Origin of the sequence: Polaromonas naphthalenivorans CJ2 (assembly GCF_000015505.1) — a bacterium.
GTDB lineage: Bacteria > Pseudomonadota > Gammaproteobacteria > Burkholderiales > Burkholderiaceae_C > Polaromonas > Polaromonas naphthalenivorans.
This window is the reverse complement of record NC_008781.1, coordinates 2,924,850-2,941,706: the sequence shown is the minus strand read 5'-3', so window position 1 is coordinate 2,941,706 and position 16,857 is coordinate 2,924,850. Positions and strand designations below refer to the sequence as shown.

General features: G+C 58.5%; 15 protein-coding genes and 1 other RNA gene. 10 read left to right on the top strand and 6 right to left on the bottom strand.

Annotated elements, in window-relative coordinates; all coding sequences use genetic code 11:
• Nucleotides 1-27: 27 nt before the first annotated feature.
• The 6 genes from PNAP_RS13960 to gyrA all read right to left on the bottom strand — a co-directional run bounded on the left by PNAP_RS13960 (nucleotide 28) and on the right by gyrA (nucleotide 8,409).
• On the bottom strand, nucleotides 28-2,031 hold the full coding sequence (locus PNAP_RS13960; RefSeq protein WP_011802174.1) for a bifunctional 3-phosphoshikimate 1-carboxyvinyltransferase/cytidylate kinase: 2,004 nt from the start codon (nucleotides 2,029-2,031) through the stop codon (nucleotides 28-30).
• An 11-nt stretch (nucleotides 2,032-2,042) separates the two neighbouring features.
• Nucleotides 2,043-2,921 (bottom strand): prephenate dehydrogenase, encoded by an 879-nt coding sequence (locus PNAP_RS13955; protein ID WP_011802173.1) that lies wholly within the window; start codon nucleotides 2,919-2,921, stop codon nucleotides 2,043-2,045.
• Nucleotides 2,922-2,983: 62 nt separating this feature from the next.
• A complete protein-coding gene (gene pheA / locus PNAP_RS13950; protein WP_011802172.1) occupies nucleotides 2,984-4,066 on the bottom strand; it encodes a prephenate dehydratase in 1,083 nt (360 codons plus the stop codon).
• Nucleotide 4,067: 1 nt separating this feature from the next.
• The gene (serC, locus tag PNAP_RS13945) at nucleotides 4,068-5,174 is read right to left on the bottom strand and encodes a 3-phosphoserine/phosphohydroxythreonine transaminase (RefSeq protein ID WP_011802171.1); all 1,107 of its coding nucleotides are present in this window, start codon (nucleotides 5,172-5,174) and stop codon (nucleotides 4,068-4,070) included.
• Complete coding sequence (locus PNAP_RS13940) at nucleotides 5,171-5,743, bottom strand: DUF2059 domain-containing protein (RefSeq protein ID WP_011802170.1); 573 nt, start codon at nucleotides 5,741-5,743, stop codon at nucleotides 5,171-5,173. The genes serC and PNAP_RS13940 overlap by 4 nt, the downstream gene beginning before the upstream one ends.
• Nucleotides 5,740-8,409, bottom strand: a complete 2,670-nt coding sequence (gyrA, locus tag PNAP_RS13935; RefSeq protein ID WP_011802169.1) for a DNA gyrase subunit A — start codon at nucleotides 8,407-8,409, stop codon at nucleotides 5,740-5,742. The genes PNAP_RS13940 and gyrA overlap by 4 nt, the downstream gene beginning before the upstream one ends.
• A gap of 256 nt (nucleotides 8,410-8,665) precedes the next feature.
• Between gyrA and ompA the strand changes: the two genes are divergently transcribed.
• From ompA to PNAP_RS13890, 10 genes are all read left to right on the top strand, one after another.
• Complete coding sequence (ompA, locus tag PNAP_RS13930; protein WP_011802168.1) at nucleotides 8,666-9,298, top strand: outer membrane protein OmpA; 633 nt, start codon at nucleotides 8,666-8,668, stop codon at nucleotides 9,296-9,298.
• 68 nt (nucleotides 9,299-9,366) lie between these two features.
• A complete protein-coding gene (gene ubiG / locus PNAP_RS13925; RefSeq protein ID WP_011802167.1) occupies nucleotides 9,367-10,083 on the top strand; it encodes a bifunctional 2-polyprenyl-6-hydroxyphenol methylase/3-demethylubiquinol 3-O-methyltransferase UbiG in 717 nt (238 codons plus the stop codon).
• Nucleotides 10,084-10,128: 45 nt separating this feature from the next.
• Nucleotides 10,129-10,794 carry an HAD family hydrolase gene (locus PNAP_RS13920; RefSeq protein WP_011802166.1) on the top strand — a complete coding sequence of 222 codons (666 nt, stop codon included), beginning with the start codon at nucleotides 10,129-10,131 and terminating at the stop codon, nucleotides 10,792-10,794.
• Between the two features lie 12 nt (nucleotides 10,795-10,806).
• Nucleotides 10,807-11,193: a transfer-messenger RNA gene (gene ssrA / locus PNAP_RS25710) on the top strand.
• Between the two features lie 62 nt (nucleotides 11,194-11,255).
• A complete protein-coding gene (locus PNAP_RS13915) occupies nucleotides 11,256-11,990 on the top strand; it encodes a pseudouridine synthase (RefSeq protein ID WP_011802165.1) in 735 nt (244 codons plus the stop codon).
• Between the two features lie 139 nt (nucleotides 11,991-12,129).
• Nucleotides 12,130-13,155: a YVTN family beta-propeller repeat protein gene (locus PNAP_RS13910; protein WP_011802164.1), complete on the top strand. Its 1,026-nt coding sequence runs from the start codon at nucleotides 12,130-12,132 to the stop codon at nucleotides 13,153-13,155.
• Nucleotides 13,121-14,002: a polysaccharide deacetylase family protein gene (locus tag PNAP_RS13905; RefSeq protein ID WP_011802163.1), complete on the top strand. Its 882-nt coding sequence runs from the start codon at nucleotides 13,121-13,123 to the stop codon at nucleotides 14,000-14,002. The genes PNAP_RS13910 and PNAP_RS13905 overlap by 35 nt, the downstream gene beginning before the upstream one ends.
• A 5-nt stretch (nucleotides 14,003-14,007) precedes the next feature.
• Nucleotides 14,008-14,973 (top strand): sterol desaturase family protein, encoded by a 966-nt coding sequence (locus tag PNAP_RS13900; protein WP_011802162.1) that lies wholly within the window; start codon nucleotides 14,008-14,010, stop codon nucleotides 14,971-14,973.
• A 7-nt stretch (nucleotides 14,974-14,980) separates the two neighbouring features.
• On the top strand, nucleotides 14,981-15,889 hold the full coding sequence (locus PNAP_RS13895) for an EI24 domain-containing protein (protein WP_011802161.1): 909 nt from the start codon (nucleotides 14,981-14,983) through the stop codon (nucleotides 15,887-15,889).
• Between the two features lie 17 nt (nucleotides 15,890-15,906).
• The gene (locus PNAP_RS13890) at nucleotides 15,907-16,815 is read left to right on the top strand and encodes a competence/damage-inducible protein A (RefSeq protein WP_011802160.1); all 909 of its coding nucleotides are present in this window, start codon (nucleotides 15,907-15,909) and stop codon (nucleotides 16,813-16,815) included.
• Nucleotides 16,816-16,857: the final 42 nt, after the last annotated feature.

The following is a 16,857-nucleotide window of genomic DNA, read 5'->3' as shown; positions in this document are numbered from 1 at the left end:
CCCCATGAAAGGGGTCAGCGTCGGAGGTCAGAAGGGCCGGGTGCCTTGCCACCAGTCGATCACCTGATCCAGCGACTCTTCAATCGTCAGGTCGGAGTTGTCCAGTAACTTAGCGTCTTCAGCAGGTTTTAACGGGGCGGCTTTGCGAGACATGTCTCGCTGGTCGCGTGCTTCCAAAGCCTGTTGAATGGCGGCGATTGTAATCGTATTTCCCTTTGAAATCAACTGCTTGTGCCGGCGTTCGGCGCGATGCAGGGCGCTGGCGGTAAGGTAAATCTTGAGCGCTGCGTCGGGAAATACGACGGTGCCCATGTCCCTGCCATCAGCAACAAGGCCGGGTAGCTGCCGAAAGCTGCGCTGCAGGTCCAGCAGGGCATTGCGGACTTGCGGATGGGCCGAAACCCGGGAGGCGGCCATGCCGGCGATTTCGGTACGAATGGTTTCAGAAACGTCTTCCTCGGCTTCTTCTGTGGCGAGGAAAATCCGGTCGCCCTTGAACCGGACCGGCAAGCTGCGTGCAATCCGGGCGACCGCTTCGCCATCGTCCAGCGACAGGCCGGCGCGCAAGGCGGCAAAAGCGCTCAAGCGGTACAGGGCACCTGAGTCCAGGTAGTGGTAGCCCAGACGATGCGCCGTCAGCGCTGCCAGCGTTCCCTTGCCAGAGGCGGTCGGGCCATCCACGCAAATCACGGGGATCTGGTCGGTTTGCGCTTGGGCCACCGAAAACAGGGCTTCAAAATAATCCGGGAAGGTCTTGGCAACGCACTTGGGATCCAGAATGCGGACCGGCAATTCGGCCGGATTGAAGGCTGCCAGCGAAAAACACATGGCGATGCGGTGATCGTCGTAGGTGTGAATGACTGCCGGTTTCCATGCGCCTGCCTGAGCAGGCGGCGTAATTTTCAGGTAATCCGCACCTTCTTCCACCGTGGCCCCAAGCTTTTGCAGTTCGCAGGCCATGGCGGCAATGCGGTCGGTTTCCTTGACGCGCCAGCTGGCGATGTTGCGGAGCACGGTGGTGCCGTCAGCGTAGAGTGCCATCACGGCCAGCGTCATGGCGGCGTCGGGGATGTGGTTGCAGTCCAGGTCAATCGCCTTGAGGGGCCAGGCACCGCGCGAGATCTGCAGCGAGTTGGGCGTGCTGTCAATTTTGGCCCCCATCATGCGGGCAGCTTCGATGAAGCGGATGTCGCCCTGGATGGAATCCGCGCCTACGCCCATGATTTTTATATCATTTATGCCTTTTGCGCACGCTGCTATTGCACCAAGTGCTATGAAATAGCTAGCAGATGAGGCGTCGGCTTCAACATGGATTTCGCCCGGTGACTGGTACTGGCTGCCGGCAGGAATCGTGAAGCGTTGCCAGCCTTCACGCTCGACCTGGATGCCGAAACGCTTGAGCAGGTTCAGCGTGATCTCGATATAAGGCCGTGAAATCAACTCGCCCACGACTTCGATGCGGATCGCTTGCTGGGCCACCAGCGGCAGTGCCATCAGCAGGGCCGTGAGGAACTGGCTGGAAACGTCGCCACGGACGCGAATCGCATCGTCCAGCTTCAAGACGCCCGGACGCAGCCGCAAGGGAGGAAAGCCCTCATTGCCGAGATAGTCGATGGCGCAACCCAATTGCCGAAGTGCATCCACCAGATCGCCAATCGGGCGTTCGTGCATGCGCGGCACGCCCGACAGTTCAAACTCGCCACCGAGCAGCGCCAGCGCAGCCGTCAGGGGCCGCATGGCGGTGCCGGCGTTGCCCATGAACAGAGCGGCCTTGCGCTGGACGAGCTGGCCGCCCAGTCCGCCGATGACGGCGGTATTGCCGCTTTGCACCACCGTGCAACCCAGTTGTTCCAGCGCGGTCAGCATGACTGCCGTGTCGTCAGAGGCCAGCAAATCATGGACCGTGGTTTGACCATGGCTCAATGCGGCCAGCAGCAGGACGCGGTTGGAAATGCTTTTGGAGCCAGGCAGGCAAACCGTGCCTCCCGCCTGTGTCAGCGGCGGAATGTCCAGATACTCGATGTCGTACATGAGAGGGTGCTTTACTTGTGGGCTTTGTGCGAGGAAACGCGCCAGTTGGCGCGCGTTTCACTGGCTTGCCTGATCTGGGATTCGAGTCCATCGCCGTTGCCGCCTGAAATCAGCTGCTCAAGGGATTGCAGGGATTGCTGGAAAATTTTGGACTGCGCCAGCAACTCTTCGCGGTTGGCCAGCAGGATGTCGCGCCACATTTGCGGATCGCTGGCTGCAATGCGGGTGAAGTCGCGAAAACCCGGTCCTGCCAGTGCCATGTAGTCCTTGCCATGCGGCTGGGACTTGATGCCATTGATCATGGCAAAGGCGATCAGGTGGGGCAGGTGGCTGACGGCCGCATAAGCTGCATCATGCGCTTGCGGTGACATCTTGACCACATGACAACCCATGGCGGTCCAGACAGCTGTCGCCTTTTTCAACTGGGCGGTGAAAGTGCGTTCAATGGGCGTGAGGATGACCTGCTTGCCTGCGTAGAGGTCCACGTCGGCATGCTCGACACCTGAAACCTCTTTGCCGGTAATCGGGTGACAGGGTACAAAAGAGCCAACCTGCTCACGCAGGACACGACGCGCAGCGTCCACGACATCCCGCTTGGTTGACCCCACATCCATGACCAGCGTGTCGGGTCCGACCAGATGGCGGATGGCCTTGAAAGTGGCTTCCGTAGCCGATACGGGGATGGCCAGCAGGACAATATCAGCGCCCGAGACCGCCAGAAGGGCAGATGGTGCTTCCACATCGATCACTCCCATCTGGCGGGCGCGTTCCGTGGTGGAGGGAGATTTGCTGTAGCCGACGATGCGCCTGACCAGACCAGCACGCTTGAGCGCCAGCGCAAAGGAACTGCCCATCAAACCGCAGCCGATGAGGCCTAATTGCTCGAACATGACCGGCACCTGAATTTGTTGTAGTTGTTTTGAGTTCACTCTGTCTCGCCGTGAATCCCGCATCAGTCGCCGATCGGGTAGGTGCCGAGAACTTTATAAAACGCGCAAAGCTGCTGCAGATCAGCCAGGGCGGCTTTCACATGGTCTTGAGATGGATGGCCTTGCAGATCGATATAAAAATAGTATTCCCACTGGCCCGAGCGGGCCGGACGCGATTCGAAGCGGGTCATGGAAACACCATGGGTTTTCAGCGGCACCAGGATGTCATGCACAGCACCCGGGCGGTTGGGAACCGAAACCACCAAGCTGGTGCAGTCCTTGCCCGAGGCGGGCGGGGCAGGGAGCGTTTGCGGCAGGCAAACCACTGCAAAACGTGTGCGGTTGAATGCATCGTCCTGAATGGCGTGCGCTACGGTGTGCAAGGCGAACTGGGTTGCCGCGCGGTCGCTGGCGATGCCCGCCCAGGCCGGATTGGTCGATGCCAGGCGCGCGCCTTCCGCATTGCTGGAGGCCGCGCGGCGTTCGACATGCGGCAGGTGAGTTGTCAGCCAGCCATGGCACTGCGCCAGCGCCTGGGGATGGGCATAAACGATCTCGATGTTTTCAAGGGAATCCGTCAGCCGCAGCAGGTGGTGGCGCACCATCAGGCTGATTTCTCCCACGATGTGCAGCGGAGAGTTCAGCAGAAGGTCCAGGGACCGCGACACCACGCCTTCGGTGGAATTTTCAACCGGCACCACCCCATAACCCGCGCTGCCGGCTGCGGTGGCTCGAAACACCTCATCAATGCTGACGCAGGAGACATGCTCAATGCTGTTGCCAAAAAACTGCAGGGCGGCCTGCTCGCTGAAGGTTCCGGCAGGGCCGAGGTAGGCCACCCGGACTGGTGATTCAAGCGCCAGGCACGCCGACATGATTTCACGCCAGACGGCAGCCACATGTTCGTTTTTAAGCGGCCCCATGTTGGCCTGCTGAATCTTTTCAATCACCTGGGCCACGCGGTCAGGCCGGAAAAAAGGCGTGCCTTCGCGTTTTTTGACCTCTCCGACCTGTTCTGCGACCAGTGCGCGTCGGTTCAGGAGGGTCAGCAGTTCCTTGTCCAGCGCGTCAATCTGGACGCGCAAATCATCGAGGTTGGCAGTCATGTCAGGCGTGTTTTTGTTCGAATTCTTGCAGGTAACTCACCAGTGCTTCAACGCCAGCGAGCGGCATGGCGTTGTAAATACTGGCGCGCATGCCACCGACGGATTTATGTCCCTTGAGCTGCAGCAGCCCGCGTGCCTTGGCGCCAGCCAGGAAGTCCTCGTTGCGTGATTCATCGCGCAGCAGGAACGGCACATTCATGCGGGAACGGCAATCCTTGCTGACCTTGTTGATGTACAGGCCGGAATGGTCGATGGCGTCATAAAGCAGCTTCGCCTTGGCCAGGTTGTGTTTTTCCATGGCGGCAATGCCGGTCGCTTCGCCTTCCTTTTGCCGCTTGAGCCACTGAAAAGTCAGGCCGGCTATATAGATGGCGTAAGTCGGCGGCGTGTTGTACATCGAGTCGTTGTCCGCAACCGTTTTGTAATTGAAAGCGCTGGGACAGACCGCCAGTGCATGGCCGAGCAGATCTTCCCGAACCACCACCAGTGTCACGCCGGCAGGGCCGAGGTTTTTCTGTGCGCCGCCAAAAGCCAGACCCACTTTGGACCAGTCCACGGGCCGGGATGCCACATGCGACGAGAAGTCGATGACCAGCGGTGCGTCGCTGCCCAATGCTTTCAGGTCGGGCAATTCCTGGAACTCGACGCCGTGAATGGTTTCGTTGGTGCAGACATGCACATAGCTGGCGTCACGCCGCAGTTGCCAGGTGGCCGGCGGCGGCAGGCTGGTATGAGCGCTGCTTTCATTGGTGGCGGCAATCTGGACGTCGCAGTATTTGCGTGCTTCTTTTTGCGACTTGTCGCTCCAGCTTCCGGTCACTACAAAATCAGCCAAGCCGCCGCGCGAAATATTCAGCGGGACAATGGCGTTTTCCGCCAGTCCGCCGCCTTGCATGAACAGGATTTTGAAGTGCTCAGGAATTTCCATCAGTTCACGGAAGTCAGCTTCGGCGTGCTCGTAAATCGAGATGAATTCCTTGCCCCGGTGGCTCATCTCCATGACGCTCATGCCGCTGCCATGCCAGTCCAGCATTTCGGCAGCGGCCTGCCGCAAAACCTCTTCGGGCAAATTCGCGGGACCGGCTGAAAAATTGAATGGCCGGGTCATTTCTTGGCGGGCTGGCTGGCTTTGGGGGCTGCTGCAGGCGCGCCTACAATTTTCAGCGCGGCATCATCAAACTGCTTGGCCCGGGAGAGCACATCGGCGCGCGAGGCTTCAATCAGTTTTTGGACGAACATATTGCCAAGTTCAGGTGAACTGGCCTGGTACTTCTTGATGGCAGGCGATTCGAAAAATGCTGCAATCTGCTGCAGTTCTTCCAGCGTAAAACGCTCGGCGTAAGCTGGTACAAGGACATCGGTGCTGACCTTGCTGACTTGCTTGCCAATCAACTGGTTGGCATCGTCAGCGTATTTCTTGAGTTCAGCATTCAGTGCTTCCGACGCTTTTTTCTGGTTGGCTTTGGCCACGTTCGCTTCCAGCCTTGGCCCCCATTTTGCGATCAGTTCCTGTGTTGCACCGTCTGCCAATTGGGCGATGAGCCGGTCAAGTTCAGGCCCTTGCTGAAGCTTGACGACTTTGGCTGCCAATTCGGTTTTTGGTTCATTCGTTTGTGCGTGCAGGGTGGCAGTGAAGGCAAGGCTGGCAAGTGCCAGCGTGGTGATCAGTTTTTTCATGAATTGGTTTCCGGGTTGGCGGCATCGTTGCCTGCGTCGTTTCCAGTATCGGTATCGACGGTTTTTTCTGTATCGTCCAGCGTGGCATCGTTCTCGACGATTCGCTGGAGGCCGCTTAACTGCGAACCTTCATCCAGACCTATGAGCGTAACGCCTTGGGTGGCGCGGCCCATTTCCCGGATTTCGCTGACGCGCGTACGAACCAGTACACCCCTGTCAGTGATCAGCATGATTTCATCGTCAGCATGAACCAGTGTCGCTGCAACGACCTTGCCGTTACGTTCACTTTGCTGGATGGCAATCATGCCCTTGGTGCCGCGGCCATGTCGGGTGTATTCACTGATGGACGTGCGCTTGCCAAAACCCATTTGGGTGGCAGTCAGCACGCTTTGTTCACCGTCTTCCGCTACCAGCATGGCGATCACGCCCTGGCCTTCTTCCAGGTTCATGCCGCGCACGCCTCGCGCATTGCGGCCCATGGGGCGCACATCATTTTCATCAAAACGAACCGCTTTGCCGCCATCGCTGAACAGCATCACGTCGTGCTTTCCATCGGTGAGCGCGGCGCCGATCAGGTAGTCTCCCTCGTCCAGTGCCACGGCAATAATGCCGCCCTTGCGGGGGTTGTTGAAATCGTCCAGGGGCGTTTTCTTGACGGTACCCATGGAAGTGGCCATGAAAACATACTGGTCAGCCGGGAAACTGCGTTTTTCACCCGTCAGTGCCAGGACCACAGTGATTTTTTCACCTTCCTGCAGCGGGAACATGTTGACAATCGGCCGGCCACGCGAGCCGCGTGAGCCCGCCGGCACTTCCCATACCTTGAGCCAGTAGAGCCGGCCCCGGTCTGAAAAGCAGAGGATGTAGTCGTGGGTATTGGCAATGAACAACTGGTCAACCCAGTCGTCTTCTTTGGTGGCCGTGGCCTGTTTTCCACGACCACCACGCTTTTGCGCCCGGTATTCTGACAGGGGCTGGCTCTTGATATAGCCTGTGTGCGACAGCGTGACCACCATGTCGGTCGGGGTGATCAGGTCCTCGGTACTCAGGTCAAATGAACTGTGCTCAATATGGCTGCGCCGAGCGCCCAGCTTGGTCTGACCGAATTCCAGCTTGATGGCTGCCAGCTCTTGCCCAATGATGGTGGAAACCCGCTCTGGCCTGGCCAGAATGTCGAGCAGGTCATCAATCTCGGCCATGACTTCCTTGTATTCGGCAACGATCTTGTCCTGTTCCAGGCCGGTCAGGCGCTGCAGGCGCATCTGCAGAATTTCCTGGGTCTGGGTTTCCGACAGGCGGTAAAGGCCGTCGCTGCCCATGCCAAATGATTTCTCAAGTCCATCGGGACGGTAATCATCGGCATTGACCACGCCGCCATCGGCGTGTGCGCGGGTGAGCATTTCGCGCACCAGGCTGCTGTCCCATGCGCGTGTCATCAACTCGGCCTTCGCTACGGGAGGCGTCGGTGCATTGCGAATGATGGCAATGAACTCGTCAATATTGGCCAGTGCGACGGCCAGGCCTTCCAGAACATGGCCGCGTTCGCGTGCCTTGCGCAGCGTGAACACCGTGCGGCGTGTCACCACTTCTCGGCGGTGGGAAATGAAAACCTGGATCAGATCCTTCAGGTTGCACAGCTTGGGCTGGCCATTAATCAGCGCCACCATGTTGATGCCGAAGGTATCCTGCAACTGGGTCTGTTTGTACAGATTGTTCAGCACGACCTCGGGCACTTCGCCACGCTTGAGGTCGATGACCAGACGCATCCCGGATTTGTCGCTTTCATCCTGAATGTGGCTGATGCCCTCGATTTTCTTCTCATGAACCAGTTCGGCCATGCGCTCCTGAAGTGTCTTTTTGTTGACCTGGTAAGGCAGTTCATCGACGATGATGGACTGGCGCTGGCCCTTGTCGATGTCCTCAAAATGGCATTTGGCGCGCATGACCACCCTGCCGCGTCCCGTGCGGTAGCCATCCTTGACGCCGTTGATGCCGTAGATGATGCCGCCGGTAGGGAAGTCCGGCGCAGGAATGATTTCCATCAGTTCATCAATGGAGGCTTCCGGATTCTTCAGCAGATGCAGGCAGGCATCGACCACTTCATTCAGGTTGTGCGGCGGAATGTTGGTAGCCATGCCTACGGCAATGCCGCCTGAGCCATTGACCAGCAAGTTGGGCAGGCGGGTCGGCATGACCAGCGGCTCCTGTTCGCTGCCATCGTAGTTGGGGCCGAAGTCAACAGTCTCCTTGTCCAGATCAGCCAGCAACTCATGCGCGATCTTCGAAAGGCGTATTTCCGTGTAGCGCATTGCCGCAGCGCTGTCGCCATCAACTGAGCCGAAGTTCCCCTGGCCGTCCACCAGCAAGTGACGCAGCGAGAAATCCTGGGCCATGCGAACGATGGTGTCATAGACCGATTGGTCTCCGTGAGGATGGTATTTGCCGATCACATCGCCCACAATACGGGCAGATTTCTTGTAAGGCCGGTTCCAGTCGTTGTTCAACTCGTGCATGGCGAAGAGCACACGCCGGTGCACGGGTTTGAGTCCGTCACGTGCGTCGGGAAGCGCCCGGCCCACAATAACGCTCATCGCATAGTCGAGGTAGCTTCTTCGCATCTCCTCTTCAAGACTGATGGGCAGGGTTTCTTTTGCGAACTGGGTCATGAACGGCCTGGTTTGGGAGTATCAAGATATGGGAGAAAGTGGCTTGATTTTAAGGCTCGAGTGTAAAACGGCTTGTTTGTGGCTGGTCTGCAACATATTTTGAAGAATCTGCGCTTCATGTAAGACGAAGGCCATAGCGCACTTGAAGCTCAGAATGTGTGTGGCACAATGAATGTAACTCCTTGAGTGATGGTCACTTGAGGTGTGTAATCTTAATAATCGCAGCAAGTCTGCGGCTTTTCTCTAGAGGAGAATCATGAACAAACTCAACAAAGTGGCAATGTTGTTTGCTTCCGCAGCGCTTGTTACCGCCGCTGGTGCGCAAACTATCGACAACTGGAAGAACGGCAACGGCGATTTGGTCTGGAAAAATGGTACCAATGAGCTTTGCTGGCGTGACAACTTCTGGACTCCAGCGACTGCTGCTCCAGGTTGCGATGGCGCAATTGTTCCTGTTGTTGCTCCTGTGGTCGTTGCTTCTGCTCCGCCTGTAGCCGCTCCTGTGGTTGTTCCAGTGGCTCCCCCTGCTGCTACCAAAGTGACTTACGCTGCCGATGCTTTCTTTGACTTTGACAAGTCAGTGATCAAGCCGGCAGGTAAGGAAAAGCTGGATGACCTGATTGGAAAAATCAAGGACATCAATCTGGAAGTAATCATTGCCGTGGGTCACACTGACTCTGTCGGCAGCGATTCTTACAACCAGAAGCTGTCGGTTCGCCGTTCTGAAGCTGTGAAAGCTTACTTGGTGTCCAAAGGCATTGAGAAAAACCGCGTTTATACCGAAGGCAAAGGCGAGAAACAGCCTGTAGCCGACAACAAAACCGCCGAAGGCCGTGCGAAAAACCGTCGCGTGGAAATCGAAGTGGTTGGTACCCGCGCCAACAAGTAATCCTTTCAGGATCAGTAAAAAAACCGCGCCAAGGCGCGGTTTTTTTACGTCTCAACGATAATCATTCCATGCCTAAAACCCAAAACTTCGATCCCACCGAACTGGCTAAATTTTCTGACCTGGCTCATCGATGGTGGGACAAGGACAGTGAATTTCGTCCCCTGCACGAGATCAATCCACTCCGGCTCGACTGGATAGATGGGCTGGTATCGCTAAACGGCTTACGCGTACTGGATGTAGGGTGTGGCGGTGGAATTTTGGCTGACTCCATGGCTCGCAAGGGCGCGGCTGTGCTCGGAATTGATCTGGCAAGCAAGGCCTTAAAAGTGGCTCAGCTGCACGCGCTTGAGGCTCAGACCCAAGGGGTAGAGTACCGTGAGGTCAGTGCCGAAGCCCTTGCGGCAGAACAGCCTGGTAGTTTTGACGTGGTTACCTGCATGGAAATGCTCGAACATGTGCCTGATCCGGCTTCGGTAGTCAACGCCTGTGCTGCTTTGGTCAAACCTGGTGGCCATGTCTTTTTTTCCACCATCAACCGCAACGCCAAAGCTTTTTTGTTTGCCATCGTTGGAGCGGAATATCTCCTCAACATGCTGCCTCGTGGTACGCATGAATACGCCAAATTAATCAAGCCCAGCGAACTGGCTCGCTACTGTCGAGTAGTCAACCTGGATTTTCTGGAGACCAAGGGAATGGAATACAACCCGCTAACCCGTCATTACTGGCTTAGCGCTGACACTGGCGTGAATTACCTGGTGGCTACCCAAAAATCCCAAGTTGCGTAAATCTGCGCTCCTTTAGTTCCTTTCTTGTGAGCGACTGCTTTTAATATGTTCAACAATATCAATGCCGTGCTGTTCGATCTGGATGGCACGCTGATTGACAGTGCTCCTGACCTTGGTGCTGCCGCTGACAAAATGCGCACCGATCGAGGCCTTGAATCGTTGCCTTTGTCGCTGTACCGCCCGATGGCAGGTGCCGGTGCACGAGGCATGATTGCCGTGGCTTTTGGCCTGACGCCTCAAGACGCTGAATTTGACAGGCTGAAGGAGGAGTTCTTTGCCAATTACGAAGCGCGTCTGGTGGAGCACACCTATGTGTTTGACGGTGTGGCTGAGCTGATTGCACGCATTTGTCACGCTGGCCTCAAGTGGGGGGTCGTCACCAACAAGTCAGCCCGCTTCACTGTTCCGTTAACTCGGGCCATGCCACTTTTCAGGACAGCCAAAACCATCATCAGTGGCGATACCATGCCTCATGCAAAGCCGCACCCCGCTCCTTTGCTGGAAGCCGCGCGCCAGCTTGGAATGGCTCCCGAACGCTGCATTTATGTAGGCGATGATGAGCGCGATATTCTGGCAGGCCGCGCAGCAGGCATGCTCACAGTGGCGGCAGCTTACGGCTATCTGGGTGCCGTGAACGATACTGCGGGCTGGAAAGCCAACTTTACGATTGCCACGCCTTCGGCCCTCTTGAATTTGCTGAAAATGGCTTAAACTAGCTGGCTTGGGGCTGCATTGGTTTCGACGTGGGTTCGGACGCGGTGTGGTGCATGTCGAGCTTAGTGTGCTCGTAAAACTGACTAAAACAAACTAACTGCAAACGACGAACGTTTCGCACTCGCAGCTTAATTGCCTGTGAGCTTTACAACAGCAGGCCGATGGGCTGGGCAAGGGGTTCTTAGCGCAAGTTAAGGATTCCAGGCTGTAAAGATAATTTTATCGGCTGGCTTCGGGCTGGGTACCTTAACCCGGGGCAAGAAAATAGGGTGCTGGCGTCCTGTGTAGCGTGCGACTGCGCGATACAGGTGGCGAGACTCAAATCAGACCGCTAAACATGTAGATCTGCCCGAACAAGGCTTGCGGACGGGGGTTCAAATCCCCCCAGCTCCACCACCATAACTGTCAAAGGCCGTTTACTGAAGTCCAGTAAACGGCCTTTTTCTTTGGAAAAACATATGCAATTGCAGGAAATTCTTTTTTCCCAGGGTTTTGGAACGCGGCGCGTCTGCGCTGGGCTGGTTCAACAGGGTTTTGTGACCGTGGCGGGTGTCCCCTGTACGGAGCCAGCTATGGAATTTATAGCGGTGGGCCTGCGCTTCACGGTGCAGGGCGTGGCCTGGGAGTACCACGAAAAAGCCTATCTGATGTTGCACAAGCCTGCCGGCCATGAATGCTCGCAAAAGCCGAGCACCTATCCCAGCATCTACACGCTGCTGCCGGCACCGATTCGCCAGCGTGGCGGCGGCGCGGCAGCCGGCGTGCAGGCGGTTGGACGGCTGGACCAGGACACGACCGGCTTGCTGCTGTTGTCGGACGACGGCAAGTTCATTCACCGCATGAGTTCACCCAGGCACCACGTTCCCAAGGTCTATGAGGTGACGGCCAAGCATCCGGTGGACGCGCAGCAGGTCCAGAAGCTGCTGGCCGGCGTGGTCCTGGACGATGACCCCAAGCCGGTCCGGGCTGCGGCCTGTGAGCAGACCAGCGAGCTGCAACTGAGCCTGACGCTGACCGAAGGCAAGTACCACCAGGTCAAGCGCATGATTGCCGCCGTCGGCAACCGGGTCGAAGGGCTCCACCGCTCGCGCATCGGTTCGCTGGCGCTGCCGGCGGACCTCAAGCCCGGTGAATGGCGCTGGCTGACGGTGCAAGACCTGGCCAGCATTGCCGCAAGCGCTGCGCAAAAGTGAATCCACCACCTGTCCGTGCGAATGCTTTGTGCTGGATCAAACAGCTTGAAGTCAGCGGATGCGGTTTTGAAAGCGGATGCGGATACACGGTCATGGCCGGCCGCTACACTAGCCGATTGACCTTGGAAAGACCTATTTTGTGAATGCTTATTCCCGCTTTCTGGCTGCCTGTGCTTGCGCCCTTCCGGGTCTGCTGTGCCTGCCCGCGCTGGCGCAGACTGCCAAGGTTTCTCTTGCCGCGCCAGTGGCTGGCAACATCACCACGCCGGTGTTTGTGCTTAATTCCCTGGAAGACAGCGTCAGCGTCATCAATCCGTCGAACTGGACTGAAATCAAGCGCATCGAGACCGGCAAGCAGCCGCACCACCTGTATCTCACGCCTGATGAAAAGTCGGTGATCGTGGCCAATGCGCTGTCTGACTCGCTGACCTTCATCGACCCTAAAACGGCCGAGGTCCAGCGCACCGTGCGCGGCATCATTGACCCTTACCACCTGCGGTTCTCGCCCGACATGAAGTGGTTCGTGACCGCCGCCAACCGTCTCAACCATATTGATATCTTCCATTGGGATGGCAAGGAAATGACGCTTGCCAAGCGCATCGCCACCGGCAAAACGCCCAGCCATTTGTGGATCGACAGCAAAAGCAGCACGATTTACTCGACCATGCAGGAAAGCGACGAGCTGATTGCGATCGACCTGGCCACCCAGACCATCAAGTGGCGTACCAAGACCGGCTCCACGCCCGCCGACGTGTTTGGCACGGCCAATGACAAATTCGTGCTGGTCGCCCTGACCGGCGGCGACGGCGTCGAGGTGTATGACGTGAGCGGCAAGGAGCCAAAGCGGGTCAAGTTCATCAAGACGGCGATGGGCGCCCATGCCTTTCGCGCTTTCGGCGACAAGCGGCATCTGCTGGTCAGCAACCGCGTGGCCAACAGCATCAGCAAGATCGACCTGCAGACGCTCGAAGTGGTGGACAGCTTTCCGGCGCCCGGCGGTCCTGACTGCATGGACGTGACCCGTGATTTGAGCCAGATCATCGTCACCTCGCGCTGGATTCGCAAGCTCACTTTCATCGACGTTGCCAGCCACAAGGTGGTGCGTCAAATCAATGTTGGCAGGAGTCCCCATGGCGTCTGGACGCTCGATCACTCACCGCGCTAGACTGGCCTCATTTGCTATTTTATTAATAGCTAATTGCGCTTATGCAGCAAGCGCAAATGGTCAATTTGATGCAAAAAATCCAGCTGAAAGTGCTTCCTGCAAGCCGGTGTACCTGACGCTGGACACCGGCCACATGGAAGTGGCGCCGCTGATCGCCGACGTGCTCAAGCGCCATCAGGTCAAGGTCACCTTTTTTGCCGCCAACGAGCGCACCAAAACCGGCGACGGCAGCCTGGGAACGCACTGGGCCGGCTGGTGGAAGGCGCGCGCTGCCGAAGGCCACGAGTTTGCCTCGCACACGTTCGACCACACCTACTGGCGCGCCGACGTGCCGGGTGCAGCGGGGGCGCCGATGCAATTCAGGGTGCGCCCGTCGGCCGGCCCTTCCGAGGGCAGGGAAGTCACCTGGACGGCCCGGCAATACTGTGAGGAAATCGGCCGCGCCAGCACGCGCCTGCAGGAAATCACCGGCAAAAAACCGCTGCCGCTGTTCCGCGCGCCCGGCGGTAAAACCTCGCCCCAGCTTCTGGCGGCGGCCCGATCGTGCGGCTATGCGCATGCGGGCTGGTCGCCTGCCGGCTTTTTGGGTGACGAGTTGCCCAGCGACAAATACCCCAACGATGCGCTGCTGAACAAAGCGCTGCAGGGCATCCGCAGCGGTGATGTCCTGGTCGCGCATCTGGGCATCTGGTCGCGCAAGGAGCCGTGGGCGCCGGCCGTGCTGGAGCCCTTGATCACCGGCTTGCAGTCGCGCGGCTTCTGTTTTAAAACACTGCGTGAACATCCCGGCTACAAGGCCTGGATCGAAGCGCAGTCGGGCGTTCCAAGCGTTCAAGCAGGGAAATAGACACGATGGACTGGTTGACTGGAATTTTCGTGGGCGTTCAGGCATGGCTGTTCCAGGCGCTGGTGCAACCGGCCCTGTTCGCGCTCGGCCTGAGCAGCCTGTTCGAGGATGCTTATGGGGCGACCGCCTGGTTCATGATGGGCGTGATCCAGATCATCATCTTGCTGGCCGTGATTAGCCCGCTGCAGCGCTGGCGGCCGGTGGAGGCGATGGACTCGCCCAGTGAGCGGGCCAGCATACGCGTTGACGTTCTCTACACGCTGCTTCACCGGCTGGGCTTGTTCAAGCTGGCGCTGTTCTTTACCCTTGATCCCTGGTTTGATGAAATCTTCGGTGCGCTGCGGACAGCGGGCTACGGCACTTTTCACCTCGACCAGCTGTGGCCCGGCGTCACTGACCAGGCCGTCGTCAGCCTGCTGATCTACCTGCTGGCATTTGACTTCGTCGGCTACTGGACGCACCGGGGCCAGCACCAGTTGGAGTGGTGGTGGCGCCTGCATTCGCTGCACCATTCGCAGCGGCAAATGACGATGTGGAGCGACAACCGCAGCCACCTGCTCGACAGCATCGTGCTCGACAGCGTCGTCGTCGTCGTGGCGCAACTCATTGGCGTGGCCCCCGACCAGTTCATCGTCATCGTCACCCTGACGCAGCTCAGCGAAAGTTTCCAGCATGCCAATGTGCGGCTGTGGTTTGGCCGCATAGGCGAGCGTCTCTGGGTCAGCCCGCGCTTTCACCGGCTGCACCACAGCATCGGCATCGGCCATGAAACCAACGGCCCGAAAACGCTGGGCGGGCATAACTTCGGCGTGCTGCTGCCGTGGTGGGACATGCTGTTTGGCACGGCCAATTTCGAGCAGCGTTACGAGCCGACCGGCGTGCGCGACCAGGTCGAGGCCAACCGTGATTACGGCCGTGGTTTCTGGTCCCAGCAGTGGCTGGGCATGAAGCGCCTGTTCGGGCGCGCATGAATTGCCCATGAACAGTCTTCTTGATTCCTTCTGGCGGGCGGTGATGTACTGCCTGCATCCGCGCGTCATCGTGCTGTCGATCCTGCCCGTCGTCATCATGGGCGCGCTGTCGCTGACCGTGGGCTACCTTTACTGGGAAAGCGCACTCATCGCGGTGCGCGGCAGCCTGGAAAGCTTCGAGCTGGTCAACGCCATGCTGCACTGGCTGGAAGGCGTTGGCCTGGGCAGCCTGCACCTGGTGCTGGCGCCTGCGCTGCTGCTGTTCCTGGCCATTCCGGTGATCGTCATGGTGACCTTGCTGTTCGTGGCGATGTTCATGACGCCGAGCATGGTGGCCCTGGTGGCGAGCCGGCGGTTTCCGCAACTGGAGCGTAAACGAGGCGGCTCGCTGCTGGGCAGCATCCTGCGGTCGCTGGGTTCGACCGTTCTGGCTGCCGTTGCGCTGGTGGCGACGGTTCCCCTGTGGCTGGTGCCGCCCCTGGTATTGATACTGCCGCCCTTGATCTGGGGCTGGCTGACCTACCGCGTCATGTCCTACGATGCGCTGGCCGACCATGCCAGCCTTGAAGAGCGGGAGCAGATTTTCCGGGAAAACCGCCCGGCGCTGCTCGGCATTGGCGTGCTCAGCGGCTACCTTGGCGCCGCGCCCAGCCTGCTCTGGGCATCGGGCGCCATGTTCATCGCCATGGCGCCGATCCTGGTGCCGCTGGCGATCTGGATTTACACCCTGGTGTTTGCCTTCTCGTCGCTCTGGTTTGCCCACTACTGCCTGGCCGCGCTGGAGCAGCTTCGCAAGCGAAATAATGCTTTTGCGCAAGCACCACGGGCACAAGCTGCTACTGATTTGATAGTTGATGCACCGCTGCCGGACGTTTTCCCCAAGTCTGCGTCCGGCCGGCCTGATTCATTGTCCTAACTGCAGGATGACCTCGTATGACCCCTCACTTTGGAATCATCGTCATTGGCGATGAAATTCTTTCGGGAAAGCGTGCCGACAAGCACCTGCCGAAAATCATCGAACTGCTGGCCGCGCGCGGCCTGTCACTGGCCTATGCCGAATATGTGGGCGACGACCCGGAGCGCATCACCGCGACGCTGGCGCGCGCCTTTGCAGCGGCGCGCGCGTCGGGCGATGTGGTGTTCAGCACCGGCGGCATTGGCGCCACGCCGGACGATCACACCCGCCAGTGCGCCGCCCGGGCGCTGGGCGTTGACCTGGCGCTGCATCCCGAGGCCAAACGGCTGATTGAAGAACGCATGCGGGACACAGCGAAAGAGCAGGGCACCGTTGTCGAGCCGGACCGGCATGACAACCTTCATCGCCTGAACATGGGCGTGTTTCCGGTGGGCGCTGAAATCATTCCCAATCCGTACAACAAGATTCCGGGCTTCAGTTGCTTTGTTGAGCCTGGCGAGGTCGGCCGCCGCGACGGGCCGCCCCAAGCAAGGCCAGTCCCCTCGGGGGGCAGCGACTCACACGCAGTGGGAGAGCGTGGGGGCATACATTTCGTTCCCGGCTTTCCGGTCATGGCCTGGCCGATGGTGGAGTGGGTGCTCGACCAGCGCTATGCCCATCTGCACCAAAAATCAGCATTCATTGAAAAATCCGTGATCGTGATGGGCTCCATGGAGGCCGCACTGACGCCGCTGATGCTGGCGATTGAAGCCGAGCATGCAGGCGTCAAGGTGTTCAGCCTGCCCAGCGTGGATCATCCTGAATTCGGGCGCCATATTGAATTGGGCGTTAAAGGCCCGGTGGAGGCCGTCAGCCTGGCCTATCCCGCTTTGCTGTCAGGACTGCACCAATTCAATCTCCAGCTTGGCCCTGAATTGGTGCGTTAATGCGAACACCATAAAATTCGCGGGTAATACGCACTTTTTTGG